Origin of the sequence: Pseudomonas sp. BF-R-30, assembly GCF_019956175.1 — a bacterium.
In the GTDB taxonomy this organism is placed as follows: domain Bacteria; phylum Pseudomonadota; class Gammaproteobacteria; order Pseudomonadales; family Pseudomonadaceae; genus Aquipseudomonas; species Aquipseudomonas jessenii.
The window spans coordinates 1-26,876 of sequence record NZ_JAHBDE010000013.1; the positions used below are offsets into that span (position 1 = coordinate 1).

Annotated in this window: 19 protein-coding genes; 6 read left to right on the top strand and 13 right to left on the bottom strand. The window is 56.8% G+C overall.

The features are described from left to right. Window positions 1-103: 103 nt before the first annotated feature. The 6 genes from KGB20_RS09350 (at window position 104) to KGB20_RS09375 (ending at window position 9,906) form a co-directional block, all read left to right on the top strand. Window positions 104-1,267, top strand: coding sequence for a thiolase C-terminal domain-containing protein (locus KGB20_RS09350; protein WP_077182748.1), 1,164 nt, complete (start codon window positions 104-106; stop codon window positions 1,265-1,267). A gap of 68 nt (window positions 1,268-1,335) precedes the next feature. After that, window positions 1,336-3,165, top strand: coding sequence for a DUF1302 domain-containing protein (locus KGB20_RS09355; protein WP_223532205.1), 1,830 nt, complete (start codon window positions 1,336-1,338; stop codon window positions 3,163-3,165). 33 nt (window positions 3,166-3,198) lie between these two features. Next, window positions 3,199-4,560, top strand: a complete 1,362-nt coding sequence (locus tag KGB20_RS09360; RefSeq protein WP_077182750.1) for a DUF1329 domain-containing protein — start codon at window positions 3,199-3,201, stop codon at window positions 4,558-4,560. A gap of 76 nt (window positions 4,561-4,636) precedes the next feature. Further along, window positions 4,637-5,701: a WD40/YVTN/BNR-like repeat-containing protein gene (locus KGB20_RS09365; RefSeq protein WP_077182751.1), complete on the top strand. Its 1,065-nt coding sequence runs from the start codon at window positions 4,637-4,639 to the stop codon at window positions 5,699-5,701. Between the two features lie 38 nt (window positions 5,702-5,739). After that, window positions 5,740-8,175 carry an efflux RND transporter permease subunit gene (locus KGB20_RS09370; RefSeq protein WP_077182752.1) on the top strand — a complete coding sequence of 812 codons (2,436 nt, stop codon included), beginning with the start codon at window positions 5,740-5,742 and terminating at the stop codon, window positions 8,173-8,175. A gap of 96 nt (window positions 8,176-8,271) precedes the next feature. Continuing rightward, window positions 8,272-9,906 carry a 3-(methylthio)propionyl-CoA ligase gene (locus tag KGB20_RS09375; protein ID WP_223532207.1) on the top strand — a complete coding sequence of 545 codons (1,635 nt, stop codon included), beginning with the start codon at window positions 8,272-8,274 and terminating at the stop codon, window positions 9,904-9,906. 4 nt (window positions 9,907-9,910) lie between these two features. On the opposite strand, the gene KGB20_RS09380 is transcribed toward KGB20_RS09375, so the two are convergent. The 13 genes from KGB20_RS09380 to KGB20_RS09440 all read right to left on the bottom strand — a co-directional run bounded on the left by KGB20_RS09380 (window position 9,911) and on the right by KGB20_RS09440 (window position 26,835). Continuing rightward, window positions 9,911-11,179 (bottom strand): anaerobic sulfatase maturase, encoded by a 1,269-nt coding sequence (locus KGB20_RS09380; protein WP_223532209.1) that lies wholly within the window; start codon window positions 11,177-11,179, stop codon window positions 9,911-9,913. Between the two features lie 58 nt (window positions 11,180-11,237). Then, the gene (locus KGB20_RS09385) at window positions 11,238-13,601 is read right to left on the bottom strand and encodes an arylsulfatase (RefSeq protein WP_223532211.1); all 2,364 of its coding nucleotides are present in this window, start codon (window positions 13,599-13,601) and stop codon (window positions 11,238-11,240) included. Window positions 13,602-13,680: 79 nt separating this feature from the next. Next, window positions 13,681-14,157, bottom strand: coding sequence for a 2,4'-dihydroxyacetophenone dioxygenase family protein (locus tag KGB20_RS09390; protein ID WP_077182756.1), 477 nt, complete (start codon window positions 14,155-14,157; stop codon window positions 13,681-13,683). 290 nt (window positions 14,158-14,447) lie between these two features. Continuing rightward, entirely contained in the window at window positions 14,448-15,872 is a 1,425-nt protein-coding gene (locus tag KGB20_RS09395) for a DUF1254 domain-containing protein (protein WP_077182757.1), read from the bottom strand. Window positions 15,873-15,946: 74 nt separating this feature from the next. Further along, on the bottom strand, window positions 15,947-16,759 hold the full coding sequence (locus KGB20_RS09400) for a hypothetical protein (protein ID WP_077182758.1): 813 nt from the start codon (window positions 16,757-16,759) through the stop codon (window positions 15,947-15,949). A gap of 24 nt (window positions 16,760-16,783) precedes the next feature. Further along, window positions 16,784-17,242: a glycine zipper 2TM domain-containing protein gene (locus KGB20_RS09405; protein ID WP_077182759.1), complete on the bottom strand. Its 459-nt coding sequence runs from the start codon at window positions 17,240-17,242 to the stop codon at window positions 16,784-16,786. Window positions 17,243-17,285: 43 nt separating this feature from the next. Further along, complete coding sequence (locus tag KGB20_RS09410; protein ID WP_077182760.1) at window positions 17,286-17,963, bottom strand: DUF3313 domain-containing protein; 678 nt, start codon at window positions 17,961-17,963, stop codon at window positions 17,286-17,288. Between the two features lie 151 nt (window positions 17,964-18,114). Continuing rightward, entirely contained in the window at window positions 18,115-19,593 is a 1,479-nt protein-coding gene (locus KGB20_RS09415; RefSeq protein ID WP_077182761.1) for a DUF1254 domain-containing protein, read from the bottom strand. Window positions 19,594-19,688: 95 nt separating this feature from the next. After that, the gene (locus KGB20_RS09420) at window positions 19,689-20,966 is read right to left on the bottom strand and encodes an OmpP1/FadL family transporter (RefSeq protein ID WP_082240447.1); all 1,278 of its coding nucleotides are present in this window, start codon (window positions 20,964-20,966) and stop codon (window positions 19,689-19,691) included. A gap of 287 nt (window positions 20,967-21,253) precedes the next feature. Further along, window positions 21,254-22,282 carry an AraC family transcriptional regulator gene (locus tag KGB20_RS09425; RefSeq protein WP_077182762.1) on the bottom strand — a complete coding sequence of 343 codons (1,029 nt, stop codon included), beginning with the start codon at window positions 22,280-22,282 and terminating at the stop codon, window positions 21,254-21,256. Between the two features lie 581 nt (window positions 22,283-22,863). After that, entirely contained in the window at window positions 22,864-24,318 is a 1,455-nt protein-coding gene (locus KGB20_RS09430) for a tyrosine-type recombinase/integrase (RefSeq protein ID WP_077182763.1), read from the bottom strand. Between the two features lie 603 nt (window positions 24,319-24,921). Further along, window positions 24,922-25,920 (bottom strand): NADP-dependent oxidoreductase, encoded by a 999-nt coding sequence (locus KGB20_RS09435; RefSeq protein WP_159389625.1) that lies wholly within the window; start codon window positions 25,918-25,920, stop codon window positions 24,922-24,924. Between the two features lie 45 nt (window positions 25,921-25,965). Then, on the bottom strand, window positions 25,966-26,835 hold the full coding sequence (locus KGB20_RS09440; protein WP_218543122.1) for an alpha/beta fold hydrolase: 870 nt from the start codon (window positions 26,833-26,835) through the stop codon (window positions 25,966-25,968). Window positions 26,836-26,876 lie beyond the last annotated feature (41 nt).

The following is a 26,876-nucleotide window of genomic DNA, read 5'->3' on the forward strand; positions in this document are numbered from 1 at the left end:
ATTTCCAGCCGCCCCCCCCAGTCAATGGGGGGGTACGCTTTTCGAGTTCGCAATAGTCTGACCCCACAAAAGCACCAACGTATCGGTGAGTGGGAGCAGGTCTATGTCTGTAAAAGTGCTGATCGCCGGTGCAGCAATGGTGCCGTTTCTACCGCTGGGTGGCTCTGACAGTCATGCGGCATTGGCGGGGCAAGCCATTCGTGCAGCGCTGGCCGATGCGCGGATCGACTATGACCTGGTCGACCAGGTGTTTACTTCCTGCGTACACGCAGAAGCTGGTATCGCCGAGCAAATGTTGTCGCAGATTGGCTACTCGGGCGTGCCGATTTTCAGCCTCGGCGATGGCTGTGCGTCGGCCAGTAGTGCTTTCCATCTGGCCCGCAATAGCCTGCTGTGCGGCCAGGCTGAATGTGTCCTGTTGGTGGGTGTCGAGTGCATGCCGGCACACATCTCCAATCGTGAGTTTTTCGGTTTGAAAGATCTCGCTCGCGATGAGTCGGCAACGCTCAGGCAGGATGAGAACCCCATCGGCTTTATCGAGCGTCGACAACAACCGGCGCTGCTGTTCGCGGCCCAAACCAGTTGGTTATTGACACGCATGGGCATTGCTCAAAGCAGCTTCGATCAAGTGCTTGAGCAGGCACGGGCCCAGGCCGGACGCAATCCCTACGCCGTGTTGAACCGAGTGCCGGATCGCGACGGCTGGCTCCCGCCTTATCTGTGCCCGCCCGCCTGCGGTGCGGCGGCCATCCTGCTCTGTACCCCGGCCTTCGCCCTGCGTTTCGGCGCTCGGGCGGACGTCACTGTGTTGGCCTGTGTCAGGGGCAGTGACAGCGCTTCAGAGCAGGAAGCGGGTTGCGTGCTGGATGTGCTCGGACAGGCGACCACCCGGCGAGTCGCGCAGTTGGCCTATCAGCAGGCTGGCCTCGGTGCGGAAGACATCGACGTGGTTGAACTGCACGACCAAAGCGTCGGCGACTTCATGGTCAATAGCGCCGCGCTGGGCTTTTGCCGGGAGGACGAGATCGATCGATTCGTGCAGCAAGGACACCGCCTGAAAGGACAGATGAATGCGGTGTGCCCATCGGGTGGCTTGCTGGGACGTGGTCACGCCCCGGGTGCCACCGGGTTGGCGCAACTGGTCGAGTTGGTCTGGCAACTGCGCGGCGTGGCCGACGGCAGGCAAATTGCTGGTGCCCGCACGGCTTTACAACATAGCACCGCCCTGGGCCGGTCGGTGTCGGTCACCCTTTTGCAGCGCACCTGAGAGGAGGCTCACTACGCCGTGATTCAACCCATGACTTTTCGTAAACCATAGAGCAGGTGGCAAGCTAGATGAACAAAAATAATAAGATCTGCCATGCAAACCTTCGCAAAGGGTTGTTGGCCTCCGCCATTCTCACCGGCCTGGGCATCGCGCCCGTAGGGGCTGTGGAGATCAACACGGGGAATGAAGACTTTGCGGTTCGCTTCGACAACACGCTGAAGTTCAACTACGCCCAGCGCGTGGAAGCCCCCAACAGCAAGTTGGCCAATTCGTGGAACAACAATGACGGGGATCGCAACTTCTCCTCCGGCAGTCCCGTTTCTCAACGACTGGATGTGCTGACCGAACTGGACGTGGTTTACAAAGAAAAAGTCGGTTTCCGTGTCAGCGCCAACACCTGGTACGACCACGCCTACGACGATATTGGCAGCGATAACGCCTCGACCAATCAGCTCAACAACGGTAAGCCGGACTCTCGTCATCAAAGCGGTTACGCCGATCGGTATTACAACGGTCCTTCTTCGGAAATCCTTGATGCCTTCGTGTTTGGCAGCACTGAAGTCGGCGATGAATCACTGCTCAGCGGCAAGCTCGGCAAGCACACCGTTTACTGGGGCGAAAGCATCCTCGCCTTTGCCCATGGCAACAGTTATGGCCAGTCCGGCCTGGATATTTCCAAGTCGCTGGCGGTCCCGGGAACAGAAGCCAAAGAATTGTTCATTCCGCGTAATCAGTTGTCCACCAGCCTCACGGTCAATCCGGAACTGACCCTCGCCGCGCAGTACTTCCTGGACTGGGACGCCGCGCGGTTGCCTGAGTCGGGTACTTATCTGGGGTTCAACGACGGCATTCAAAATGGCGGGCACAACCTGTCGTTGATCGGCGGCCGAAACCCGTTGTTCGGCACACCTGGCCCACTGGGTGCCAACCAGTTTTTACGGCTGTCCAACGGGCATACGTTTACCCCGGACAACCAGGGTGACTTTGGCCTGATGGCCAAGTGGAGCCCGGAATGGCTGCAGGGTACGCTGGGTTTCTACTACCGCAAAACCTCCGACATTCTGCCCAACCTGGTGTTGCAGCCAACGGCGGTCGGCCCTGCGCAACTGATCTCCGGCAATGCCGGCAGCTACAACCAGTTCTATGTCGACGACATCGATATCTACGGCATCAGCCTGTCGAAAAGCATCGAAGGTGTCAGCGTCGGTCTCGACCTGAACTATCGCCACAACATGCCGCTGGCCAGCGTGCCGGCAACGGTCAATCCGGTAGCCGGTGCTGCCGGTTTGCCTGGCTTCATCAGTAGCTTTGATGGTGATAACGGCGTGGCCCGAGGCAACACCGTGCACGCGGTGCTCAACGGCTTGACCACTTTCGGTGCGACACCGGTCTGGGACAGTTCGACCTTGCTGGTTGAACTCGCCTACAGCCGCTGGCTGGATGTCACCGAGAACAAGCAGCTGTTCAAAGGCGAAGACTGGTATCGCGGTGTCGACAAGGTCACCAGGGACAACTATGTCCTGGGCGTCAACTTCAACCCGACCTGGTATCAGGTGTTTCCCGGCATCGATATGTACCTGCCGGCCAACTACAGCGTCGGCCTTGCGGGCAACTCGTCGGTTCAGCTCGGGGGTAACAAGGACTCCGGCAGTTACTCGGTGGGCGTTGGCATGGACGTGCACAACCAGTACCGGTTTGACCTGAAGTACGTGGACAACTTTGGTCCGTTCGACACCTGCGGCTCAGCCGGTGGTGCAGGTGCACAGGGCGAGGGTGCCGCACCAGGGGCCAACGGCCAATACAACTGCGTACCGGGGCAGACCACTGCTTTCGGCGGTACTCAGCCTCAGCTCAAGGATCGGGGCATGGTCACTTTTACCTTCAAAACGACCATTTGATCGAAGTCTTTGCTTGATAGCAGGAGTCACTCCATGAAGTTCGTCAATACGCTTTTGTTCACTGCCTTGACCGTTGCCATCGCGGGTGCGGCACACGCAGCCGTGTCCCCCGATGAAGCAGCCAGACTCGGCAACAGCCTGACAGGCGTCGGCGCTGAAAAGATCGGTAATGCCGACAACACCATTCCGCCCTACACCGGCGGTCTCACCACGGCGCCGGCCAGTTTTCAACCGGGTAGTTCGTTCCGTCCGGACCCTTATGAGGCCGACAAGCCACGCGTTGTCGTCGATGGCAAAAACGTCAGTCAATACACCGACAAACTGACCGCAACCACGCAAGAACTGCTCAAGCGTTACCCGACGTTCCGGGTCGATGTGTTTCCGACTCATCGCAGCGTTGCGCTGCCTCAACGGTTGCTGGATAACACCGCAAAAAACGCCGTCGGCACTAAAACACTCGAAGGCGGGGTAGCACTGGAGAACGCGTTGCCGGGCGTTCCGTTCCCGATCCCGAAAGATGGTTATGAGGCCATGTGGAACCACTTGCTGCGTTATCAGGGGTATGCCACCAATTTGAAATATGACTCCTGGAACGTCGACAGTTCCGGGAGGGCAATTCTGGCCACGTCCGGCAATGCCTATCTGGAATACCCGCTGTACGATCCCAAGCGTATGGACCCGGCGAAAGAAACGGATCTGTTCTTCAAGACCAAACTCTACTACCAGGCCCCGGCCCGTCGCGCGGGCGAAGCCATCCTGGTGCAGGATGCCGTCAACCCTCTGAAAATGGAGCGTCGTGGCTGGCAATACCTGCCAGGTCAGCGCCGCGTGAAACTCGCACCGGATATCGCCTACGACACGCCAAACCCTGGCTCGGCCGGTGCTTCGACCTATGACGATGCCTGGGTATTCAACGGCGCAATGGACCGTTACGACTTCAAACTCGTCGGCAAGAAGGAAATGATCATTCCTTACAACACGTACAAGTTGAACTACCACAAGGTCGCTGCGGATATCACCACGCCGCATCACGTCAATCCAGACCTGATGCGCTGGGAGTTGCACCGCGTGTGGGTGGTCGAAGCCACGCTGAAACCGGGCAAACGCCACATCTACAGCAAGCGCACCTTCTACCTCGACGAAGACAGCTGGATCGCCCTGGCTTCGGATGAATATGACGCCAGCGGCAAGCTGTACCGCGGGTCCTTTGCACACATGGCATACAGCTATGACGTGCAGGCGCCGAATTCCGATAACCACATGATTTATGACCTGGTCTCTGGCAGCTACAACATCACCGGCATCTACGGGCCGTACGGCGGCGTCAAGTACATCGACCCGCTTTCGAAAGCGCAATGGGCACCTGAGTCATTGGCCGGCACGGGTATTCGCTGAGCCGTAACGCAGGTGTTTTCTTGTCGCCGACAGTGTGTATCGCACTGTTCGGCGGCTTTTTTGCCGAGTAGACCTCATGAATACATTTAGATGGATTGCGCTCACTGCGCTAATTTTGGCGTTGGCTGCCCCATTCACCAGATCCGTCGTCGCCGCTGACTTTGTCGACGTGCTGTCGAGCCCCGCGATTCAGAGTGACAAGGCGATTGGCGGGGTGTTCACCGGGCTGACCCGTGCAGGTCAGCGCCTGGTCGCCGTGGGCCAACGCGGCCATATTTTTTATTCCGATGACAACGGCGTCCGCTGGCACCAGGCAGAAGTGCCGGTGAGTTCCGATCTGGTGGCCGTGCATTTTCCGAGCCCGACGCAGGGGTGGGCGGTCGGGCACGACGGCATTGTGTTGCACAGCGACAACAGTGGTGAAACCTGGAAGCGTCAGCTCGATGGCCGTCAGGTGGGGCAGATCATGCTCGAACATTTTCAGAGGCAAGAAGGGCAACAGCCCAACGATGCGTTATTGGTCGAGGCTCAACGAATGGTCGATGAAGGGGCTGACAAACCTTTTCTGGACGTTTGGTTCGCCAATGATAAAACCGGATATATCGTCGGCGCGTTCAATCTGATTTTCCGCACTGAAGACGGCGGCCGGAGCTGGGTTCCGTTGATGGATCGCACCGACAATCCGGGAGCACTGAATCTCTACGGGATACGAGCAATCGGCGATGACCTGTTCATTGTCGGTGAGCAAGGCCTGGTGTTGAAACTGGACTCGGCAACGCAACGCTTCATCAACATCCCGACGCCCTACAGCGGCAGCTATTTCGGCATAACCGGCAAGCCGGGCTCGGTGCTCGTCTATGGCCTGCGAGGCAATGTTTATCGCAGTGTCGATCACGGCGTGAACTGGGACAAGGTTGAACTGGGGCTGTCCTCAAGCATCACCGCGAGCACGATCACCGCCGACGGCCGAATCATCCTGGTCAGCCAGGCCGGGCATGTGCTTGTCAGCACCGACGACGGCGCCAGTTTCACGCTAAAGCCACAAGACCGCCTGGAGCCCGCCGCTGCGGCGCAGGCCATCGCATCAGACGTCGTGGTGGTCGCGGGCGCACGGGGCTTGCGCCAGTTGCCCTTCGAATGAGCCCACATCCCACATAATAAAAAGAGACGAGCCACTTCATGGGTAACTATAACCTCGATACGATGCCGGTGATCCGAGAGCTGAAGGGCTTCGATGCACGCTCCGGCAATGTCCTTGAACGCCTGATTTTCAACAACCGCCTGCTGGTGGTGCTGACCTGCCTGATCGTGACGGTATTGCTGAGCTATGTCGCGGCCACTGGGCTGATGCTCAATGCCAGCTTCGAAAAGATGATTCCGCAGAGTCAGCCGTACATCAAAAACTACCTTGAGAATCGTCAGGCGTTGCGCGGGCTGGGCAATACGGTTCGGGTGGTGGTGGAAAACACCGACGGCGACATCTACGACCCGAAATACCTGGAGGTGCTCAAGCAGGTTAATGACACCTTGTTCCTGACCCCGGGCGTGGACCGGGCCTGGATAAAGTCATTGTGGACGCCTGCCGTGCGCTGGACCGAGGTCACGGAGGAGGGCTTCCGTGGTGGCCCGGTCATGCCGGACTCCTACGACGGCTCGGCCAGTGGGGTCGAGCAACTGCGCTTGAACATCGCCCGTTCCGGCATCATCGGCAGTCTTGTCGGCAATAATTTCAAATCGAGCATGATTGTGGTGCCGCTGCTGGAGAAGGATCCGGTCACGGGCGCAGCAATCGACTATCACCATTTTTCGCGGATGCTTGAAGAGCAGCTACGCAACAAGTTTGAGTTTGCCGGCAGTAGCGCGGTACACCTCGCCGGTGAAGAGGGCAAAGGCCCGATCAAGATCCGCGTGATCGGTTTCGCCAAACTGGTGGGCGATCTGATCGATGGCCTGATGCTGATCATGATGTACTTCGGTGCCGCAGCGCTGATCGCTACTGCCATCATCTTTGGCTTTACCCGTTGCGTGCGCAGCACCGCGCTGGTGATTCTGTGCTCGGTGGTTGCGGTGGTGTGGCAACTGGGCCTGATCACCTTGTTCGGTTATGTACTCGACCCGTTTTCGATTCTGGTGCCGTTTCTGGTGTTCGCCATCGGCGTGTCCCACGGTGCGCAAAAAATGAACGGGATCATGCAGGACGTCGGACGCGGCACCCATCAGTTGATCGCCGCGCGTTACACCTTCCGTCGTCTGTTCCTGGCCGGACTGACCGCATTGCTGGCCGATGCCGTGGGTTTTGCGGTGCTGATGCTGATCGACATTCCGGTGATCCAGGACCTGGCCGTCACCGCGAGCATTGGTGTGGCGGTCTTGATCTTTACCAACCTGGTGTTGCTGCCAGTGCTCCTGTCTTATTGGGGTGTCAGTCCCAAGGCGGCGGCGCGCAGCTTGCGTCAGGAAAGTCAGGAGCTGAAAGGGAAAGGGCTGGGCAATGTGTGGAGCCTGCTTGACCGCTTTACCGAGCGTCGTTGGGCAACAGTGGCGGTGGTGGTGGCCGGGTTGCTGGCGGTAGGTGGCTTCATGGTCAGCACGCATTTGAAAATTGGTGATCTCGATCCGGGCGCCCCCGAGCTGCGCGCCGACTCACGTTACAACCGCGACAACGCCTACATCACTGCCAACTATTCGCTGTCCAGCGACCAGTTTGCGGTCATGGTCAAAACCGCCAGCGAAGGTTGCCTGAAGTACGAAACCCTGGTGGAAGCCGATCGTCTCGGCTGGCTGCTGCAACAGCAACCGGGCGTGCAGACGACCGTGTCACTGGTCAACGCTGTGCGCCAGATCACGGCGGGTTCCTATGAGGGCAACCCGAAAATGCTGACCGTCGCGCGCAACCAGAACGTGTTGAACTACGGCGCGCAACAGGCCTCGGTGAACAACCCGGAACTGTTCGACAGTGATTGTTCAATGATGCCGGTGATCGCTTATCTCTCCGACCACAAGGCCGAAACCCTCGATCACGTGGTGAAAGTGGCCGATCAGTTCGCCCGTGAGCACAGCAACGACGATCGGCAGTTCATGCTCGCCGCCGGTAGCGCCGGGATCGAAGCGGCGACCAATATCGTCGTGCGCGACGCCAATCGCACCATGTTGTTTTACGTGTATGGCGCGGTGATCGTGCTGTGCTTCATCACCTTCCGCAGCTGGCGAGCGGTAGTGGTGGCGGTCGTGCCGTTGATGCTGACGTCGATTCTCTGCGAGGCGTTGATGGTCTGGCTGGGCATGGGCGTGAAGGTCGCGACCTTGCCGGTGATTGCCTTGGGTGTCGGCATCGGTGTTGATTACGCGCTGTACCTGCTCAGCGTTCAATTGGCTCAGCAGCGTGCCGGTCTGTCGTTGACCGAAGCCTACAAAAACTCGGTGGCGTTCACTGGCAAAGTGGTGGCGCTGGTTGGCATCACCCTGGCGGCGGGCGTCATCACCTGGGCCTGGTCGCCGATCAAGTTCCAGGCCGACATGGGCATCCTGCTGACGTTCATGTTCATCTGGAACATGGTCGGCGCCTTGGTGCTGATCCCGGCGCTGTCGCATTTCCTGCTCCGTCGCGCTCCTTGAAATGATTGCTTGCATGATTTATCCGCTCCGCCACCTGTGAGTCTCTGCCGTTTCTGAAACATCGACATCAAACAAGAATAAAAGGAACACAAAACCATGCTGGGCTTGATGCAAGATCAACCGCTGTTGATTTCTTCCGTTCTGGAACATGCGCTGAAGGCGCATTCGCACACCGAAATTGCCTCACGTACGGCAGATGGAACGGTGCATCACTGCACTTACGCCGACATCGGCGAACGCGCTAAACAAGTGGCCAATGCACTGGTTGCGTTGGGCGTGCAATCCGGCGATCGAATCGGCACCCTGGCCTGGAACGGTTACCGGCACATGGAATTGTATTTCGGTGTGTCGGGCATGGGCGCGGTACTGCATACGATCAACCCGCGGCTGTTCGCCGAGCAGATCGAATTCATCGCCAACCACGCCGAGGACCAGTACCTGCTTTTCGACCTGTCGTTCGCTGAGTTGGTCGAGCAGATCGCGCCGCGCCTGAAGACAGTCAAAGCGTTCATCGCTCTGTGTGAGCGGGAGCAAATGCCGGCAATCAATGTGCCTGGCTTGATGTGCTACGAAGACCTGATCGCCGGGCACAGCAACGACTTCATCTGGCCTGAGTTCGATGAGCGCACGGCATCGTCAATGTGCTACACCTCGGGTACCACTGGCAATCCAAAGGGTGTGCTGTATTCGCACCGTTCTTCGATCCTGCATTCGCTGGCGCTGTGTACCTCGGAGGGCTTCGGTCTATCGGCGGCGGATTCAGCGTTGTTGGTTGTGCCGATGTTCCACGTCAATGCCTGGGGAATGCCGTATGCCGCCGCAATGTGTGGGGCAAAATTGGTGTTGCCGGGCGCCGCACTTGACGGCGAGAGCCTCTACACGCTGATGCGAGATGAACAGGTGACCCTGGCGCTGGGTGTTCCGACGGTGTGGATGATGCTGCAACAACATGTCGAGACTCAGGCTCTGCAACCGGCGACAGAGCTGTGCCTGAACCGGGTGGTGATCGGCGGAGCCGCCGCGCCGCGCAGCCAGGTCGAGACGTTTGAAACCCGTTTCAATGCGCGTGTGTTGCATGCCTGGGGGATGACCGAGATGTCCCCGCTGGGCACCATCTGCAATCCGCTGCCCAAACACCGTGATGCTTCGCTGGAAGCAGTGCTCGACTTGCAGGCCAAACAAGGGCGGGCGTTGTTTGGGGTGTCGATGAAGATTGTCGATGAGCAAGGCGCTGAACTACCGCGAGACGGCAAGGCAAGCGGTCTTCTACTGGTCAAGGGACCATGGATCGCCAGCCAGTATTACGGCGGCGAGGGAGGGCAGATTCTTGATAGCGAGGGCTGGCTCGATACCGGTGACATCGCAACGATCGACACTGACGGCTATATGCAGATCACCGACCGCGCCAAGGACGTTATCAAGTCGGGTGGCGAGTGGATTTCCTCGATTGATCTGGAAAACGCTGCCGTCAGTCACCCGGCCGTCGCCGAAGCGGCGGTGATCGGCATCCCTCATCCCAAATGGCAGGAACGGCCGTTGTTGGTGGTGGTGCTCAAACCTGGTAGAACCGCGAGCAAAGACGATCTGCTGACGGTGCTGCAAAGCCGCGTGGCGAAGTGGTGGCTGCCGGACGATGTGGCCTTCGTCGAAGCGCTGCCGCATACCGCCACCGGCAAATTGCAAAAGATGAAGCTTCGCGAACAGTTTCGCGACTTCAGATTTCATAGCTGAAAGGCTATTTATCCAAGGGCACGATCAGCGGGCCGGCGAAGGCCTGCATGATCAACGCCACGGGTTGGTTGTGGCTGACCAGTTGGGCCATGGCGTTCATGTAGGGCGTCAGGTGACGAAAGTATTTCTTGTAGCTCGGACACAGATAGTTCAGACCCGGCTCGCCGTCGGGCGCGTTCATGAAGCGGTTTTTCGGGCATTCGCCATGGCAGGCGAAGCGGTAATCGCACTGCTGGCAATACGTCGGCAGTGTCTCTTCCTTGGCGGCGCCAAAGGCTTGTTGCGCAGCAGAGGCGAGTAGCAGGGCCGGATCATCGGTCTTCAAGTTGCCCAGCAAATACTCGGGATACATGTAGTGATCGCAGGAGAAGACGTTGCCGTCGTGCTCCACGATCGCCGCTTTGCCGCAGCGCGGGCTGAACAGGCACACCGAGGCCGGTAGCTGACACCATGAAGCCAGTGCCCACTCGAAGTTCATGACATGAACCTCCCCGACGTCCTGGCGCACCCACTCGTCAAAAATCGTGATGAGAAAATCGCCATAGGCCTCGGGGGCAACCGTTTGCTCCGTCACCATCGCCGGCTCCGGCACCACGTGCAAGCGCAATTCCGGCGGGATAGCGAAATGCAGACCCAGACTGACCTGTAAGGCGCTTGGCACGCGTTCCACCACGGGATTGAACTGAATATGACGAACGCCCTCTGACTTGAGGAATCGATAGATTTCCAAGGGGAATCTGGCGACATCGCGCGCCACGGTCACCAACACATTGAAGTCGACGCCATGCCGCTTGAGCAGTTCGAGACCGTGTATCACGTCATCGAAACTGGAGCGTCCACGCTTGTCGGGGCGATAGAGGTCGTGAACGAATCGCGGGCCATCGAGGCTGATCCCCACCATGAAGCGTTCACGGGCGAGGAACGCGCACCAGTCGTCATTGAGTAACGTGCCATTGGTCTGCAACGTGTTGCGAATGACTTTGTTCCCCGCGAACTGGCGTTGATACAGGACCGCGCGCTGGAAAAAATCCAGCCCCAGCAACGTCGGTTCGCCGCCTTGCCAGGTAAATTCGACCTCAGGCGTGGGCTGGGCCTCGATGTAGCGCTGCACATACAGACGCAGCACCTCGTCGGTCATGCTGAAGCGTTCCCGAGGCGGGTAAAGCTGTTCTTTTTCGAGGTAGAAACAGTAGCTGCAATCGAGGTTGCAGATCGGCCCGACGGGTTTGGCCATGAGATGCAAGCCCTGGGGCGGGGATTCGTGGGTAGGCATGGGGGCAGGGTCCGGGAGTCATCTGTTTGCCGCCCGGTTGTCCGGGCGGCATTGTGGGTCAAGGCAAATATGTCACGTGTACATCCTTGACCTTGCCGTTGAATGCGAAGGGCGCACGCTCGAAATAGTCCAGGGTGACGGGGGAGCCGAGGTCTTGAGCCACGTCGAAGGTTTCGCTGGCGGTGAACGTCAGTGCCGGAGTAAACGACGTCACCCCTTTGGCGACTTCCTGCCCGTCAAGTCGCAGGCTCAGACTGGCCGGCGCTCCGGGCTTGGCTGACGACAGGGTCGTCAGCACTTCGATACTGACTTTGCCTGCGGGTACTCGTTCGGTCGAACGCAGTTTGACTCGAGAGATAGCCAGCGCGTTGTACTCGTAGTTCAGGAAACCGTCATCCATGTACAGGCTGACCCCGCCACCGATTCCGCCCAAGGCATACAACACGCCGGTGGCGTTAGCTGGAACCTCGGCGTCGACGAAAACTTTGCTGTTCTGATTGCGCAGGTTCGGGGCCGCAAATTCCGGAAAGCGCTGGACGCGATCGCTGAAATGCCATTCGCGTTGGCTGCTGGAGATTCGTGCGGTCGGATCGAGGAAGGGGTAGAGACCGGCACCAATCGGATAGACATGGTTTGCCTTGGCCTGCACGTCAAACTCCGCCTTCAGCTCCGCAAGTTTTTGCGGATTGATCGCGGCTACATCGTTGGCCTGGGAGTAGTCGTTTTGCAGGTTGTAGAGCGACCATTGATCATTCGCCGGATTCCAGCCCATGAACTGTGCAAAACCTTGCACCCAGGGTTTGCGCGGGCCAAAAACCGAGGCCATCCAGCCATCCTTGTAGATGCCGCGACTGCCCAGGACTTCGAAGTATTGCGCCGGTTTTTTCGACTTCACCTGAGCGTCATTGAAGGTATAGCGCAGGCTGATGCCATCCATGGGGTCCTGAGCGATACCGTTGACCTCTTTGGGTGGCATGATCGACAGCACGTCGTAGACCGTTGGGGCAATGTCGTTGACATGGTGAAATTGTCCGCGAACTCTGGCGTCGGCCTTGATCTGTTTCGGCCAGGAAACGGCCAGCGGCGTGCGCGTACCGCCGAAGTAACCAGCGACCAGTTTAGTGCCAACGAATGGCCCTGATCCTGCCCAGGCCCACGCAGCGTTGTACATGCTTTCAAGTTTGGGACCGCCGAGCGCGGACAAGCCGCCATACATCTCGTCGAGGACTTTCAGCTGCTGCTCTTTGGGAACTGGAATCCCGTTTTGGGCCAGCAACTCATTAATCGTGCCCTCCATCCCCTCGGAAGAAGCGCCGTTGTCGCTGAAGACATAAAAGATCAGCGTGTTGTCGCGCTTACCTTCACGCTCCAGTTCGTCGAGGATCTTGCCAGCCTGCGTGTCGGCATGTTCCAGGAAGCCGGCATACACCTCCATCAACCGAGCCTGATACTGTTTCTGTTCGGAAGACAAGCTATCCCAGGCTGGGAGTTCCGCCGGGTGTGGGGTGAGGACGGCGTCCTGGGGGATAAAGCCCAGCGCTTTCTGGCGAGCGAACGTCTGCTCACGATAGGCATCCCAGCCACCGTCGAACTTGCCTTTGTATTTATCGGCCCATTGCGCATTCACCTGGTGCGGGCCATGTACGGCACCCGGTGTCCAATACATGAAAAATGGTTTTTCCGGCGCGTAGGTCTGATGGTCTTGCAGCCAGTTTACGGCCTGATTGGCGAGATCTTCGCTGAGGTGATATTTCGGATCTCGCGCCGGTTCGATTGGCGTTGTGTCGCGGTACAGACGCGGTTCGTACTGAGAGGTTTCGCCGGCCAGGAAACCGTAGAAATGTTCAAAACCGTAGGCCGTCGGCCATGTATCGAAAGGACCGGCCGCCGTGGTGTCCAGGGGGGGGGTGTTATGCCATTTGCCAAACGCGGCGGTGCTGTAGCCATATTGCTTGAGCACCTCGGCCATGGTCACCGAGCTTTTGGGGATCTTGCCGGTGTAGCCTTCCCAATCGGTGGCCAGCTCTGCGATGACGCCGTTGCCAACTCGGTGATGGTTGCGTCCGGTAAGCAAAGCGGCGCGAGTTGCGGAGCTGATGGCAGCGGTATGAAAAGCGTTGTAGCGCACACCGCTGTCGGCGACTCGACTCAGGGTCGGCGTATGGACTGCGCCGCCGACGGTGTCGGACTGCGCGAAGCCGGCGTCATCGAGCATGATCACCAGAATATTGGGGGCCTCGGCAGGAAGGCGGGATTGCTGCTGACGTTTCTGGTGCTTCGATTCTTGCAGCGTCGGTTTGGCGTCACTGGCCGAAGGCGTCGGCGGGAAAGGCAGCGAGTCTTGTGCGGATGCGACCGAGCTGGCCAACAGTGCGCAGAGTTTCAGGGTGAAACGTCCGGCGGGTTGCAGCTTCTGGGACATGGGTGTCTCCGTTTTTTATTCATTGCGACGGCGCAGCCGCCCGGTCGAACACCGGACGGCCGAGAGATTGGAGAGCAGGTCAGACCGCAAAGCTGGTGATGTCTTTGGGCTCGATATCATTGGCTTTGCAGAACGCCAGGTAACGATCCACGCTGGATTTCCAGTTCTCGATGGCCACGACGTTGTTGTTGTCGTCGTAATACAGCAGGTCGCCCTGGGTGATGTTCAAGGTGATCAGTTCATCACCATATTCAGTCAGCACGATCGGCGTATGGCTGGAACCTGCGGTTTCGAACACCACGCCGCCCTGTGTCGAGATCCAGTCGTGCTCCAGGTATTTCCAGCCACCCTTGACGGTGTAAACGATGACCGTGCCGGAGTGATAGTGCTTGGGCAGAGAAGACCCGGCCGGGGCCTTGAGCAGGGTGATGGTTTCCCCGCGAACCGGGTCGCATTTGATGTATTTGATGAAGATTTCATCACTGTAAGGTGCGAACGGAACCCACGGCAGGTCCTCGTCGTTGATGGAGGAGGTGTCGATGTTTTCATAAAACATGCTTGTTGTTCTCTATTGGACGGTGGAAGGAACTGCGCGGTGCATTAAGAGCATCGTGAACAAACCGTGCTCACACCGCCCCCCTCTTGAGGAGGGGTATCCATCCAATGGCGTTGAATCGCGGCATTCGGAGTGCCGCGCAAATAACGCCAAAACAACAATATCTACGGTTTGCGGCCACCGTCGGCCTTTGGGTGATCAAATCGGACGTCAGGGCCTCTGCGAAACCCTGACGCTCCGGTTTAGCGGCGGCATGCCAGCGCCGTCCGCTGCAACTGGTCGTTAGGCGCTCAATTGATTTTAACGATCGCGGGCGGACTCCACGTGCCTTTGCCAGGAGGCAGGACGGAAGGGGTTTCGGTCTTTGGCCAATACAGGCGCATCACCATGTAGATCAGATCATTCGGTGCGGGCAGCCAGTTGCTTTCCTTGTCCGCGCCGGGCGAGTCCTTCTGGATGTAGAGTGTCAGCGAGCCGTCTGCATTCTTCTTCATGTCGGGTAGCATCGGCGAGTTGATGAGGTAGCGATTGATCGGGTTTTTAATCAGCAGTTGCGACTTGCCGTCGTACATTGTCACCGACCAGAAAGCATTGACCGGCGGAAGCTGTCCAGCGGGAAAGGTGATGGTGTAGTTGTGTTTGCTGCCGTCAAGCGGCGTACCGTCGGACAGGATCTTGGCCATCGGATACGTGGCCTCTTCGGCGTCGTTGGCGTAGATGCCCGCTTGCGCGATGGCGGCACGCTTTAGCCAATCATCCTTGTAGAACGCCGCGTCACCGCCGGAACTCACGATGTTCCAACCATTGACCTGCGTGCCGAGATGATTGACTGCATTCTGGACCTTCGCATGCCCAGCCTGCATGCCCTCAACCACTGCGGCCTTTTGCTCGGCGGAGAGCTCCTGGAAGTTGAAATCCTTGCCGGCGCCAATGCCCAGGTGGGCCAGCTTCGCGCGGATCGCCGTTTCTTCCGGTGTAGCAGGGGCAAGCTGCATTACAACGCCCAGATATTTGAAGAAGTCGGTCTTCACCAGGTCCTTGTCGATCTTCGGTAAGTCGAGCGCCGGCGCGGCAGGCGGCGCAGGCTGCTTGAGATAAGCCGATAGCGGCCGGGCCGCATAACCGGACTGGATCTTCTCGACGTTTGGCATGTCCGCCGGGTTGTAGAGCTGAGTGCGAAAGATCACGAAGGGCAGTTGTGTGCTGGAACGAAAAACCTTCTTGATGCCTGTCGGGGTCACGCCCTTCCAGTCTGGGCCGACCAGCATGTAATCGCCGGCTGCGTTGCCGGTGGTACGGCTGCCGATGTAACCGAAGTTGTTGGTGCTGTTATCGATGAGCTGCACCGAGTAGTACCGCGGTTTCTCTACCGCCGGTACCGAGAGCACCATCGGCTCGCTCCGCAGGTCCATGAACATCAAGGAATACGGTGTGTCGCTGTTCGGCGAGACGATGGCCGTGTCCTTGTAAGTAAAAACATTGTGCATGCTGTGAATGTGGTTGAACGGCGCCTTGTACTGGCCGGAGTTTTTGTCCACGGCATAGTCGTACATGATCGCGTAGTTCATCACGATGGGCAGACCGTAGATATAGCCTTCTTCGGCGATGGCTTTCGTTTCGGCGGCAGTGATGTCCGCTGCTTGGGCGTGCGTAAGTCCAAAGGACGCGAGCAATGCCAGCGCACAGCCAAATGTTCTCGGGAGTGTGGTTATCATGAACTTGAAACTCCATTTTTCGTACTGGATGAGTGAGTCGGCCAGTTAACTGCAGGTCCGGTGATATTCTAGTTTCACTTAGGAAAAAGGAGGGTGTACGCCACTCGAAAGCCCCAGCCGTGTGCACCCTCTTCAGGACTGTCCGCCCAGTATCGCGGTCCCACCTGAAGGCTCATGGGCTGCTTGCCGACTTTGAACAATTGCGTCACGAACAAGTTGATCGGCACATTCCACTCCCTGGCTTCCCAGTCGTAAGTGGATTCGGTATTAATTCCAAAACTGGTGTACGACGTTGTCGTATAAACCAGGAAGGGTTGTAGATACGTCTGGTTGACCTTCTCCTTGTCATCGGCCGGGTCGTTGTCCAGTGACCAGATATGGTTCGCCAGAATACCGGTCGTCCAACCGTTGGCTTGCTTCAATGCCACCGCTGTCGGTCCAATTCCCCATTGTTCGCTACTCAGAAGCTCATCACTGCCGGTCGGTAACAACAACGCGGGGCCTGCGCCCCAGATCCAGCCGTCCTCGGTGGGCTTTTTGGGCGAGAAAAAGAAGCTTTGCGAGGTGTCGCCCACTCCGCTTTTATCGGCGATACCCCTCGGTGCCAACCCGTGCTGATCAATGATCGGGAGGATCGTGCGAGAAATCAGATTCCAATCTTCATTAAGTGTGAAGGGTAATACCGGCTGGATATTGGTTACGCTCTGGATTCCATTACCGGAGGGACCCATTTTCTGATTCCAGTTGTATTGAATGGGCAAGCTGTACAGTGCCGCGACTGGATTTAATGACTGCTTAGCCAGTTCCGCCTGATCGTCAGCCTGGCTGGAAACGGAAATACCTAAAAACAAAGGTGATAGTAAGAGTCGTTCAATGTACTTGGTCATGTCGAATTCCGTTTACAGTCAGCCTTAACTGCCTTGCGGCATAACGCGGGCATCATTGCCTGAGCCTTGGATATACACCTTCGAGCCTTTAGCCAGGGACGGATTGATCGGTTGGGTTACCGATACGAGCACGCCACTGCTGACCCGCACGATGATCTGTTGCGCCTCGACCGGTTGGTCATACTTTTTCTTCTCGGCGTAGTTACCGCCAGCAGCACCGGCGAGCGCGCCGGCAACCATGGCGACGTCACGGCCGGTGCCTCCCCCGATCAAGCTGCCAAGCGCCAGACCGCCAAGGCCACCGAGTACGGCGCCGACACCACTGTCGTGGTTGGTCTGCATCTGCGTCAGCGATATCTGCTCGATCTTCCCTGAGCGAATCTCGATTTCACCAGCGCCACCATCGGTTGACCCGACGGCGGAACAGGCACTTATCAGCACCGTCATCAACGTGACTGACAGCCAGGACAGGATTATTTTCATTACGGTTCACCTCGTTATTGGTATTTGGCAGTTCAATCAAGGCTTAACTGCGAATGAACGCCCAGAGATCGACATTCAACTTGTCGATCGCCGCTTTGAAGTCCTGGGCGGTGATCTTCTGACTTTCGTTTTCCAGCGTTGTACCAAACACTTTGCGTACTACCTTGGCTACCGTCTGGTTGGTTCTCGCATCGATAATCTCGGCCTCGATGAACAAAGTGCTGTCCTGATCACGGTGGCCGGTGGCGGCCTGTGTTGCTCCGACCACGGCGGCGATCGGCACCACTTCGTACCATTTCATCCCTTCGTTTTCGGCATTCACCCCGGTGATCGCCGCACGCATCAGCAGGGTGTTGGAACCCACCGGCGCGGCGCTGGTATTGGAAACCACACGGTATTTCTGACCCAGGGTGCCTTTAACCTTACTGGTCATGTAGTTCTGGATGTCGGTCAGCGTTTGCTGGTTGACCCGCTCATCGGGCTTGGGCGCGGGATAAAGCTCCAGATTGTTGAACACCACCGTGTCATAGGCATTCGGGTTCCACGACGGACTGACCCAACGCATTGTTGTACCGCCGCTTGCCGTTTTGACTTCCTGCAAGTTGTTGTAGTTGGACAGATAGCCCGAGTATTGCTCGGCTTCAGTGACTTTCGATACGCAGCCGGTCAATAACAAGCTGCTCAGTGCGGCACTCGTTATCCATTTGTGCGAGAAGTTCATATAACGGTACTCCTTGAGGGATATGTTCCTGAATGTCTTTTATTCAAGGTCAGATTCTGTGGCCTTAGCCCCTTCGGAATAGGCCCCACTGGATCTCAGCCTGAGCAATCGAACGACTGCTTGCCAACTGCAAGCAGTCGCAAGCGTCGCGTTACTTCAATGCCACCACTGCCGGCGGCTGCCAGCTGCCGCTGCCTGCGGGAAGAATTGAAGGCGGCGTGGCCTTCGGCCAATAGAGGCGCATTACCAGATAGGCCGTGTCGTCAGGCGCGGGCAACCAGTTGGACTCCTTGTTCTTGCCCGGCGAATCCTTTTGGATATACAGCGTCAGTGAACCGTCCGCGTTCTTTTTCATGGCCGACAGCATCGGCGAATTGATCAGGTAGCGGTTGATCGGATTCTTGATCAGCAGTTGGCTCTTGCCGTCGTACATGGTCACCGACCAGAAGGCATTGACGGGCGGCAGTTTGCCGGCGGGGAAGGTCAGCGTGTAGTTGTGCTTGCCGGTATCCAACGTCTGGCCGTTGCCATCGGTACGCGTAATGGGATACATCGCCTCGGCGGCGTCATTGCCGTACAAACCAGCCTTCGCGGCGCCAGCACGCATCAGCCAGTCGCCTTTGTAGAACGCCTGGTCGCCGAAGAACGCGCCGACGCTCCAGCCGTTGATATTCTTCATTCCGCTCGAGAGGAACTTGTCGACCTTTTCGTCGCCGGCTTTCATTCCGAGCAGGACCACGGCCTTGTGCTCGAGCGAGAGATCCTTGAATTCGAAGCTCCGGCCGGGGCCTACGCCGATGCTGGCCAGCTTGGACCGGATCTCCTTGTCGTCTGCCGATGGCGGCACATACTCCAACGCGGCTGACAGGTACTCGAAGAAGTTGGCCTTGATGCCCCCCGTCGTGGCCGGAACGAAATCAATCTTCGGCACAGCGGGCGGCGCGGGTTGATGGAGGAAAGCGGACAGCGGCTGGACCTTGTAACCCGCCTGCACCTTCTCGACCTTCGGCATGTCGGCCGGATTGAACAGCTGAGTGCGGATCAGCGTCAGTGCGAAAGGGGTCGTGGAGCTGAACACCTTGTCGATGCCTGGAGGTGTCGCACCCTTCCAGTCGGGGCCTGCAATCAAATAGCTCCCGGGTGCGCTGGCCGTGGCCCGACTGCCGATGTAGCCGTAGTTATAGGTATTGCCGTCGATCAGTTGCACCGAGTAGTAGCGTTTTTTGGAGACGGCCGGCACGGTGATCACCAACGGCTCGGCGCGCAGGTCGGTCCAGAGAAAGGAGTACGGCGTGTCGCTGTTGGGGGTAATGATGGCCGTGTCAGCGGGGGTCGCGACCTTATGATCGTGGTGCAGTTGGTTGAAGGGGGCCTTGAACTGGCTGGACTTGGAGTCCACCGCGAATTCGTTCATTACGGCGTAGTTCATGACCAGCGGCAAGCCGTAGATAAAGCCTTCCTCGGCGATCGCCTTGGTTTGCTCCAGGCTCGGCGCGGGAACGCCCTTGGTCACATCGGCCTTGTCGGCCTGTGTGATCGGATCGAGCTTGCTCGTGCACCCGGTGAAAAGCGTTGAACCTACGACGACCGCCGCAGCCAATGTCCAGCCACTGTGAGACTTCCTGTTCATTTTCACCTCGTTAGTTTTGTACAAGCCGGTGTCGTGAGCGTTCATGCCCACGGTTAGATACTAGGCATGACACCTGAAACGCTCTTGGATTTTTCTCAGTAGCGCCAAGTCATGTTGCCAGTCAGGGCTTGAATCCAGGCGTTGTCGAACTCGCCTGAGACACGATTACCTGACAACGTTTTTTGCTGATCGACGGACATGTCCCCCATCCACACCGTGACCCAACTGAAATTCACGTCTGTCTCTTTATTCAGTGAATAAGTAAAGCCTGTGGCGAAGCGCCAGGCGGCGCCCATGGGCACGGTGAGCGTACGATTACCGTCGGACACTGCGGACGTGTCATAGGCGACACCGAAATCCCAGACCCAGTCCTGGTTCATCTGGTATTGAGCGCCAAGCGCCAATTGATACGTGTCTTTGTAATGCGCATCGATTGAAGCGGCCCGGGAACCGGTTCTGGACGTGTCTACGTCAATGCCGATGTCACCGAATTTCGACCAGTCCTGCCAATTGACCGAGGCCAGAACGGCCCATTGCGTATCCAGTTGCTGGTACAGGCTGAGGGTCGCCGTTTGCGGTACTTTCAGGTCGATTTTGGTGTTGAGGTTGTTGAGGCGACTCACCAACGGAGCACTGCTCTTCACATCCAGGCGATCCTCGAAGTCGAGGTCAACCTGACTGGTGTAAGCCAGGCCAATCCGGGTACCGGGCTTTGGGGCATAAATCACGCCTGCGTTGGCGCCGTAACCCCAGGTGCTGTCCCGGTATTTGTATTGGCCGTCACCCCGTTGTGTCAGTCCGAGCGGCGCCTGATCGATGGCGGCTTCGCTCTTCAGCATCCCGTACATGGCTTTGAGTCCGACGCCGACGGACCATTGATCGTTGAAGCGATAGGCGACACTGGGTACCAGTGACAGTCCCGCAATGCTCGCGTTCTGTACGAAATAACGGCCGGACCAGTCATTGTCGTAGTTTACAGCCAGACCGAAATCGCCATAGGAGCCGAAACCGACGGACCACCGATCATCCAGTTGATGGCTGATGAAGAAACTGCCACCCGGTATGGGATCGAGCGCGTTACCGCTGCCAGTGCCCGGCGTATTGGTTTCACTGTCCCGATCGAACGATAAGTCACCAAAAAGAACCTGAGCGCCAGCGGAGATCTGTGTTCCGCTGAGGTAGCTCAAGCCGGCGGGGTTGCTGGCAATGGTCGAAGGGCCTTGTGCCCGGGCCGCTGCACCGGCATTGGCCAGTCCGACGTTGTCGGTGGCGGTTTCGTACAACATTAGGCCACCGGCAACACTTCGGCCACTGGTCAAGAGTGTCAGCGCACCAAGAACAGCAATCGACAACACGCTTTTATTCAATGGCATGAGATCCTTCTCTTCAGATCACTCAGTCGATATCGCTTAGATCGCCCCAAGGCCGAGGCGCCGTCTTTTACTCGTGCGGCTTTCTTGAGTGTCTGCGCGGAACTCCAACCGCAGGTGCAACTAATCGCCGGCCTCAAGAACCGTTCAAAAAACCGAAGAGCAGCTTTGCGACCAGCCTGTTGTTGCGTTCACTTTACGACAATCATCAGAAAGGCACCTTGCATTTTCGGACAGTGCGTGCGGTATCGCGGGGGTATGGGAATTGTTGAATCAACCCTCGATGGAAGTTACCCCAGCCCGTCTCTCCAATGCTGTGGTGACGTATTTGTCCACGTTTTGAATGCACGGGAGAAGGCGTTTGGATCCTGGTATTGAAGGGTTTGAGAGATTGTGGATATCGGCAGATCGGTATCTTTCAAGAGCTGCCGCGCGAAGTTGCTTCTGGAATCGGTGATCAGTTCTTTCAGGTGAGAACCTTCCGCATCCAGCCGGCGTCGCAGCGTTCTTTCATGCAATGAGAATTGACTGGCGATGTGCTTGGAGTTTGCCTGGCCTTGCAATAATAGAGCGTATGCCTGGCTCTTTATTTTTTCTGACATCGTCAAATGTGACGTGGCGATCGAAATAGCCAGTTTAAGTAGATGGTGTAAGCGTGGATTCGCCGTACATTGAATTTGCCGGAGTTGCTGATTGTTTATTACAAGCCCGGAGATGCTTGCATTGAACTGAATGTTACAGCGAAATTTTCTGACGTACGGGTTGATATCGGATGGCTTGCGATATGAAAACTGCACACGAACGGGGGTCCAGTTAGCGCCTAACAATGTCCGCAACATTTGCAGGCCAACCATGACGGCAGTGTCAACTAGTAATGATTGATTGGGCAGGTCGTGGCGATAAATGACATATCCCAACAAACTGTGTTGACCCGCCAAGGGAAGAAGGAGTGGGGTCGCACCACGATCATAGAGATTGGCATGCCCGACCAGATCGTTCAATGCATCGCCTGGTGTAGTCGCAAGACGCATAAGCTGACCCACCGGACCCAAATTTTCCAGCGAAAAGCGCTCACCGATCAACAGGCCAATATGGGGGCACTGAGTGTGTTCGAACGCCGTGTTGAACAGACGAGCAACGTCCATGTAGGCGAGATGGTTGTCTTCATATGCAAATTGCTCAAGGCTGATACCAGCGTCTTTGAAAACGCCTCGCGAGGAGCCCCCTATCGCGTCAACTACTTCCGGGAACCTACGGAATGGACTTGTACTAATTTCTCCAGGCCCGCCCATTCTTAAAGATGATTTTTTGGAGGGCATATAAGCTCGCTATCATTCCTGAAACTGGGGCATTGGCCACGCTGGCGAACATCTGACACATGACGAGCAAAAGAGCGTAGCGCCCAAGAGCCGGCGCCTGGCACCTCGCGGCCGTTCTGCGCTGCCAGTCCTTGGACCGAATCATCAAATACACGAGTCGTGCGCATTAATTGAATCCAAAAATACATAATATTGAATACATTGGTTTTAGCACGGATGCGCTTTTTTTCAAATGGTCCATAGAGACTCTGCTCCACCATAATAGCCGCTTCCATATATCGACGAAGCTTGGTTAGAGGGCATTCTTCTGATGGTTTCGTTTCGAGTACTTGGTAAGAAACAAAAAATGAAGTGGAGCCAACAGAGGGAGTGGGCCCTCTTTTTCTGTTTTAGCAAGGCGACTGTCCGCCCTCAAGGGTTGTCGCTTGCCGGCGCTTTGGGAACGCAGATGTGTCCGATGTCGTTTATCTGCGAAGACTGCTATTGGCCGATTTCTGCCGGTCATTAAGCCGAAATCAAGCTGAAGAACGTGCTCGGCGATGTTTGCGCAACGATGAGGACTCAACACTAAAGACGCCGGCTTAAGAAGGCGGTAAAGAGCCAGTCGCGGTATTCGCAGGAAAAGACAGCATCGACTCGGCTGGCGGATGCTCGTAGGTGGAGGACAGCACGGCACTGAGTCGATCGCCCAACAGGTCCCAAGCGCGCTTCTTCTCTTCGGCATAATCGTGATGCAGGTAGTGGCGCCTTACCCGGGAGCCGGCCAACACATGGTTTTGGCAGCGGTCGATGACGTCCAGGCTGACCCCCAAGGCCTGCATCATGGTCGCACCGGTGCGGCGTAGGTCATGCGGCGTCCAGTCGCCGTTTTGGCCGTGGGCAAGGACCAGGGTGTCGTCGTGACGCCGTCTGGAGAGGGCCTTACGGTTTTTGAACCGGGCTTGGCGGTCACCCACCTGTTTGCTCACCACCTTCACGTCCACATGCCCATCATCCTGCTTGTTGGGAAAGCACCATTGGCTATGTCCAGTAAGGGTTTTCAAGTCCTGAAAGAAATGCAAGGCGAAGGGGGAGAGGAAAACATGGTGATCCTGTTTTTTGCCCCGGGTGCCTTTGACGTTTTCACTGGGGAGGAACCAGGTCTGCCGGTCCAGGTCGACATTTTTCCATTCGGCCTGCAGTAACTCACCAATCCGGCACAAGGTGCCCAGGCTGATCCAGAGCGCAAGTTGAGTCTCCTTCTTTAATGGACGAATACCTTCGTACTTTTGACCAGCGGGGAGGGCGTTGTAATCGGCGGTCATTTGCTGGAAGCGGTTGTGCAGTTCCAACAGCTCAGCCGGCAAAAGGATGCGGCTTCTTTCTGCCTCGTAGCCGGCGGGGATCAAGGGGGAGATGTCGACCAGTTCGGTCGGATCGCCCTCGATCAATAAGGCCCGCCAGGGCTGACGCTTTCTGGCCCAGCTGAACATCTGAGTTAGGTCGGCGAAGAAACTGATGGCTTGCCGGTGAGCGCCGCGGTTGAGCACGGTGCGGATCAGCGCCCGAACATCGTGTTCGGAGACGCTGCTCACCGCGGTCTTGCCAAGTGCCGGAAAAAGGTCTTTGTTAAAACGGCGTTGTAGTTCGGCATTGCCATCTTTGCGCGCCACGCCATCCAACAGCCAGGCCTTGGCCAGATCTTGGACGGTCAGCGTTTTCACCCTCGCCGTTTTTACTTGTTCGGCCTCTACCTTAGCCGCGGCGTATGCCTGCGCCTTGGCGGTTTTCTTCTGCTCGTTGGGATTGATTTGCTCATCGATGAGCGCTCGGGCCTGGTTGCGAGCCTTGCGGATGTCCGTCAGGGATTTGCGCGGCCAGGAGCCGCAGGAGTACTCTTTGTTCTGGTCACCCCACCGATACCGATAGAAAAAGCTGACTGTCACGCCGTCCTTGCGGACTGAGATTCGACCGGCCAGATTGCCATCCTCCCTGAGGATTCGGCCGGCATCTTCAGCGGTCAGCGACTCGAGTTCTTTGATGGTGATTTTAGCCATAAAATAGGTTCCCCCTACTTTTACCCCCACAAAAACGTCGGCTCTTGATGGACGTTACTGGACTCTCGTAGAGCAGAACACCGCTGGAGCTCAAGTAAATACTAGCTTAGAAAAATCCAGAGTAAAATTTTGGAAGCTTTCAAGAAGTATGAAAAAGGAGATGGGGTGCTAGGGGTCGAGTGTTCGAATCACTCCGTCCCGACCATATAATTCAAGGGGTTGCGAGATTTTATCTCGCGACCCCTTTTTAATCCAGGCCGTTTTTACCCCTACAAAACGGTTGGCTCTCAGTAGAATCATCACCGCATCTTGTCATGTGAGTTCACGTCGCTTCTGGCCCTTTTTCGCGCTGCCTTTGGCACCGATCCACTCCAATGCCAAAGGGCTAGATGTAAACAATTTTGTTATGAGCATAATTAGGTATTGCGATCATAATTCATTGCCGACATGTGGAGGCCAGTAATCAGTAATGACGCCGGGCTGACGAGCAGTTTCTTTTATTAACATCTTCAATCAATGAAGTTCGCTGCTGACATACATCGCATCGGAATGCCAAGACATGCTGCTCAACCTAAACTCTCGTCATAGAGTGGTGGCGGTTAGTTATTGTATTTTAATGATGACCTTGCCTTTTGATCTCCCTTGCCCGACATAACTCAACGCCTCGGCTGTCGATTCGAAAGGGAAGGTTCGGTCGATCACCGGCTTTATAATGCCGGACTCGATGAGCGCCGTTATCTCATCCAGCTGGGCACCACTGGCACGCATAAATACGAACGCATAGTTGATATTTTTTTTACGCGCTTTTCTGCGGATACCACTGCTCAACATACGCATGACCAGGCCCAATCCCCAAAACAGTTTTTGCTCTTCAGCGAACTGCGGCGTCGGCGGACCCGAGATGGAAATGAGCTGGCCACCAGGCTTAAGAATGGTGAGCGACTTTTCCAGTTCTTCAGCGCCCAAGCTGTTCAAAACGACGTCGTAGTCCTGCAAAACGCTTTCGAAGTTTTGCTTCTTGTAGTCGACGACAACGTCCGCTCCCAGCGCTTTAACCCATTCAACATTGTTTGTGCTGGTGGTTGTCGCAACGAAGGCGCCCAGATGCTTGGCGAGCTGGATGGCGATGGTGCCAACACCGCCGGAACCGGCGTGAATAAAGACCTTCTGGCCTTTTTGCAACCTGGCTGTTTCAACCAACACCTGCCAGGCCGTCAGTGCGACCAGGGGGAGGGAAGCAGCTTCTTCCATGCTGATATTTTTGGGTTTCAACGCGAGTGCATTTTCTTCCACAGCAATAAGCTCGGCGAAAGTGCCTATGCGCTCTTGAGGAGGGCGCGCGTAGACTTCGTCACCTAGCTTGAAGCGCCGCACAGCTGAGCCCACGTCAACCACCACCCCAGCTAGGTCATTGCCCAGTATCAATGGGAATGAATACGGCAATATTAGTTTGAATTCGCCTTTACTGATCTTCGAATCGAGCACGTTGACGCTTGTGGCGTGCACTTGAACCAGGACGTTATGGGCACCCAATTCAGGGGCAGGCACCTCGCCAATACGTCCATTATGCTTGCCGTAACGGTCGATTAAAAAAGCCTTCATATTGATTCAACTCTCATCGCTTGAAATGGGAATGACGGAGCATCCTCAGGCATCCAGGAATGCCGTTGCTTTCGCCACGAAGTCGGCATGATGTTGAAAAATTCCGCCATGCCCTGCGTCTTCGTAAATGATCAGGTGTGAATTCGGGATCCGGTTTGCCAAGTCGGTAGAGTTCTTCGTGGGCACCATGATGTCGTTGTCACCGTTCGCGATTAGCGTCGGTATCTGTATGCGACTGAGATTTTGTGGGGGCTGCCTGCCCCACGCGTTAATGGCTTTCAACTGCTGCAAAAAAGCGGTTGGTGTTGGATTTTTGTCGCGATCTTTCCTGCGCTCCTTCAGGCGATTCAGAAAGTCCTTGGCGGCTCGCCGGCCATTGACCGTCGAGGTGAAGAATAGGTAGGTCTTCGGGTCGCGCAACGTCAGCAAACCTTTAAGCATCAATGGCCATGACACTGACCAGACCTTGTCGATGCCGGTGCCGCCAGCAGGCCCGGTACCGGTCAGAATCAGTCTGCGCACCAGGTCAGGGGTGCTCAGAGCAATTTCCTGGGCCACGAACCCTCCAAGTGAAAAACCCAGCAGGTCGACCTTGTCGAAACCCAGCGCACGAATTAAAGCGATGGCATCGTTTGCCATTTCGCTGACCGTCGAAGGGGCGGTGCCATCTGAGGCGCCGATTCCCCGATAGTCAGTGGCGATGATGCGCCTGGTGCTTGCGAGCCCATCCATGATCCGTGGGTCGAAGTTGTCCAGCACTGCGCCCCAATGGTTAAGCAGAACGAGCGGCAACTCACCCTTGGGGCCTATGTCACGGTAAGCGAACGCTGTTCCTTCGACCTTGATCCATTGGTTCGCTGCATTTACGAACGGCGTGCGCGATCCGGGATGAAATTTTGTGTCTTGAGTATTCATGTTTGCCCCGTGATGCGGGTCGAAAAGCTGCAAGTGAGACT

What these genes read in the sequence shown, in the direction of transcription:
- KGB20_RS09350 (WP_077182748.1), top strand. Translation starts at nt 104, where the DNA reads ATGTCTGTAAAAGTGCTGATCGCCGGTGCAGCAATGGTGCCGTTTCTA.
- KGB20_RS09395 (WP_077182757.1), bottom strand. Translation starts at nt 15,872, where the DNA reads ATGATAACCACACTCCCGAGAACATTTGGCTGTGCGCTGGCATTGCTC.
- KGB20_RS09390 (WP_077182756.1), bottom strand. Translation starts at nt 14,157, where the DNA reads ATGTTTTATGAAAACATCGACACCTCCTCCATCAACGACGAGGACCTG.
- KGB20_RS09425 (WP_077182762.1), bottom strand. Translation starts at nt 22,282, where the DNA reads ATGCCCTCCAAAAAATCATCTTTAAGAATGGGCGGGCCTGGAGAAATT.
- KGB20_RS09435 (WP_159389625.1), bottom strand. Translation starts at nt 25,920, where the DNA reads ATGAAGGCTTTTTTAATCGACCGTTACGGCAAGCATAATGGACGTATT.
- KGB20_RS09405 (WP_077182759.1), bottom strand. Translation starts at nt 17,242, where the DNA reads ATGAAAATAATCCTGTCCTGGCTGTCAGTCACGTTGATGACGGTGCTG.
- KGB20_RS09410 (WP_077182760.1), bottom strand. Translation starts at nt 17,963, where the DNA reads ATGAACTTCTCGCACAAATGGATAACGAGTGCCGCACTGAGCAGCTTG.
- KGB20_RS09415 (WP_077182761.1), bottom strand. Translation starts at nt 19,593, where the DNA reads ATGAACAGGAAGTCTCACAGTGGCTGGACATTGGCTGCGGCGGTCGTC.
- KGB20_RS09385 (WP_223532211.1), bottom strand. Translation starts at nt 13,601, where the DNA reads ATGTCCCAGAAGCTGCAACCCGCCGGACGTTTCACCCTGAAACTCTGC.
- KGB20_RS09360 (WP_077182750.1), top strand. Translation starts at nt 3,199, where the DNA reads ATGAAGTTCGTCAATACGCTTTTGTTCACTGCCTTGACCGTTGCCATC.
- KGB20_RS09355 (WP_223532205.1), top strand. Translation starts at nt 1,336, where the DNA reads ATGAACAAAAATAATAAGATCTGCCATGCAAACCTTCGCAAAGGGTTG.
- KGB20_RS09430 (WP_077182763.1), bottom strand. Translation starts at nt 24,318, where the DNA reads ATGGCTAAAATCACCATCAAAGAACTCGAGTCGCTGACCGCTGAAGAT.
- KGB20_RS09440 (WP_218543122.1), bottom strand. Translation starts at nt 26,835, where the DNA reads ATGAATACTCAAGACACAAAATTTCATCCCGGATCGCGCACGCCGTTC.
- KGB20_RS09420 (WP_082240447.1), bottom strand. Translation starts at nt 20,966, where the DNA reads ATGCCATTGAATAAAAGCGTGTTGTCGATTGCTGTTCTTGGTGCGCTG.
- KGB20_RS09375 (WP_223532207.1), top strand. Translation starts at nt 8,272, where the DNA reads ATGCTGGGCTTGATGCAAGATCAACCGCTGTTGATTTCTTCCGTTCTG.
- KGB20_RS09380 (WP_223532209.1), bottom strand. Translation starts at nt 11,179, where the DNA reads ATGCCTACCCACGAATCCCCGCCCCAGGGCTTGCATCTCATGGCCAAA.
- KGB20_RS09370 (WP_077182752.1), top strand. Translation starts at nt 5,740, where the DNA reads ATGGGTAACTATAACCTCGATACGATGCCGGTGATCCGAGAGCTGAAG.
- KGB20_RS09365 (WP_077182751.1), top strand. Translation starts at nt 4,637, where the DNA reads ATGAATACATTTAGATGGATTGCGCTCACTGCGCTAATTTTGGCGTTG.
- KGB20_RS09400 (WP_077182758.1), bottom strand. Translation starts at nt 16,759, where the DNA reads ATGACCAAGTACATTGAACGACTCTTACTATCACCTTTGTTTTTAGGT.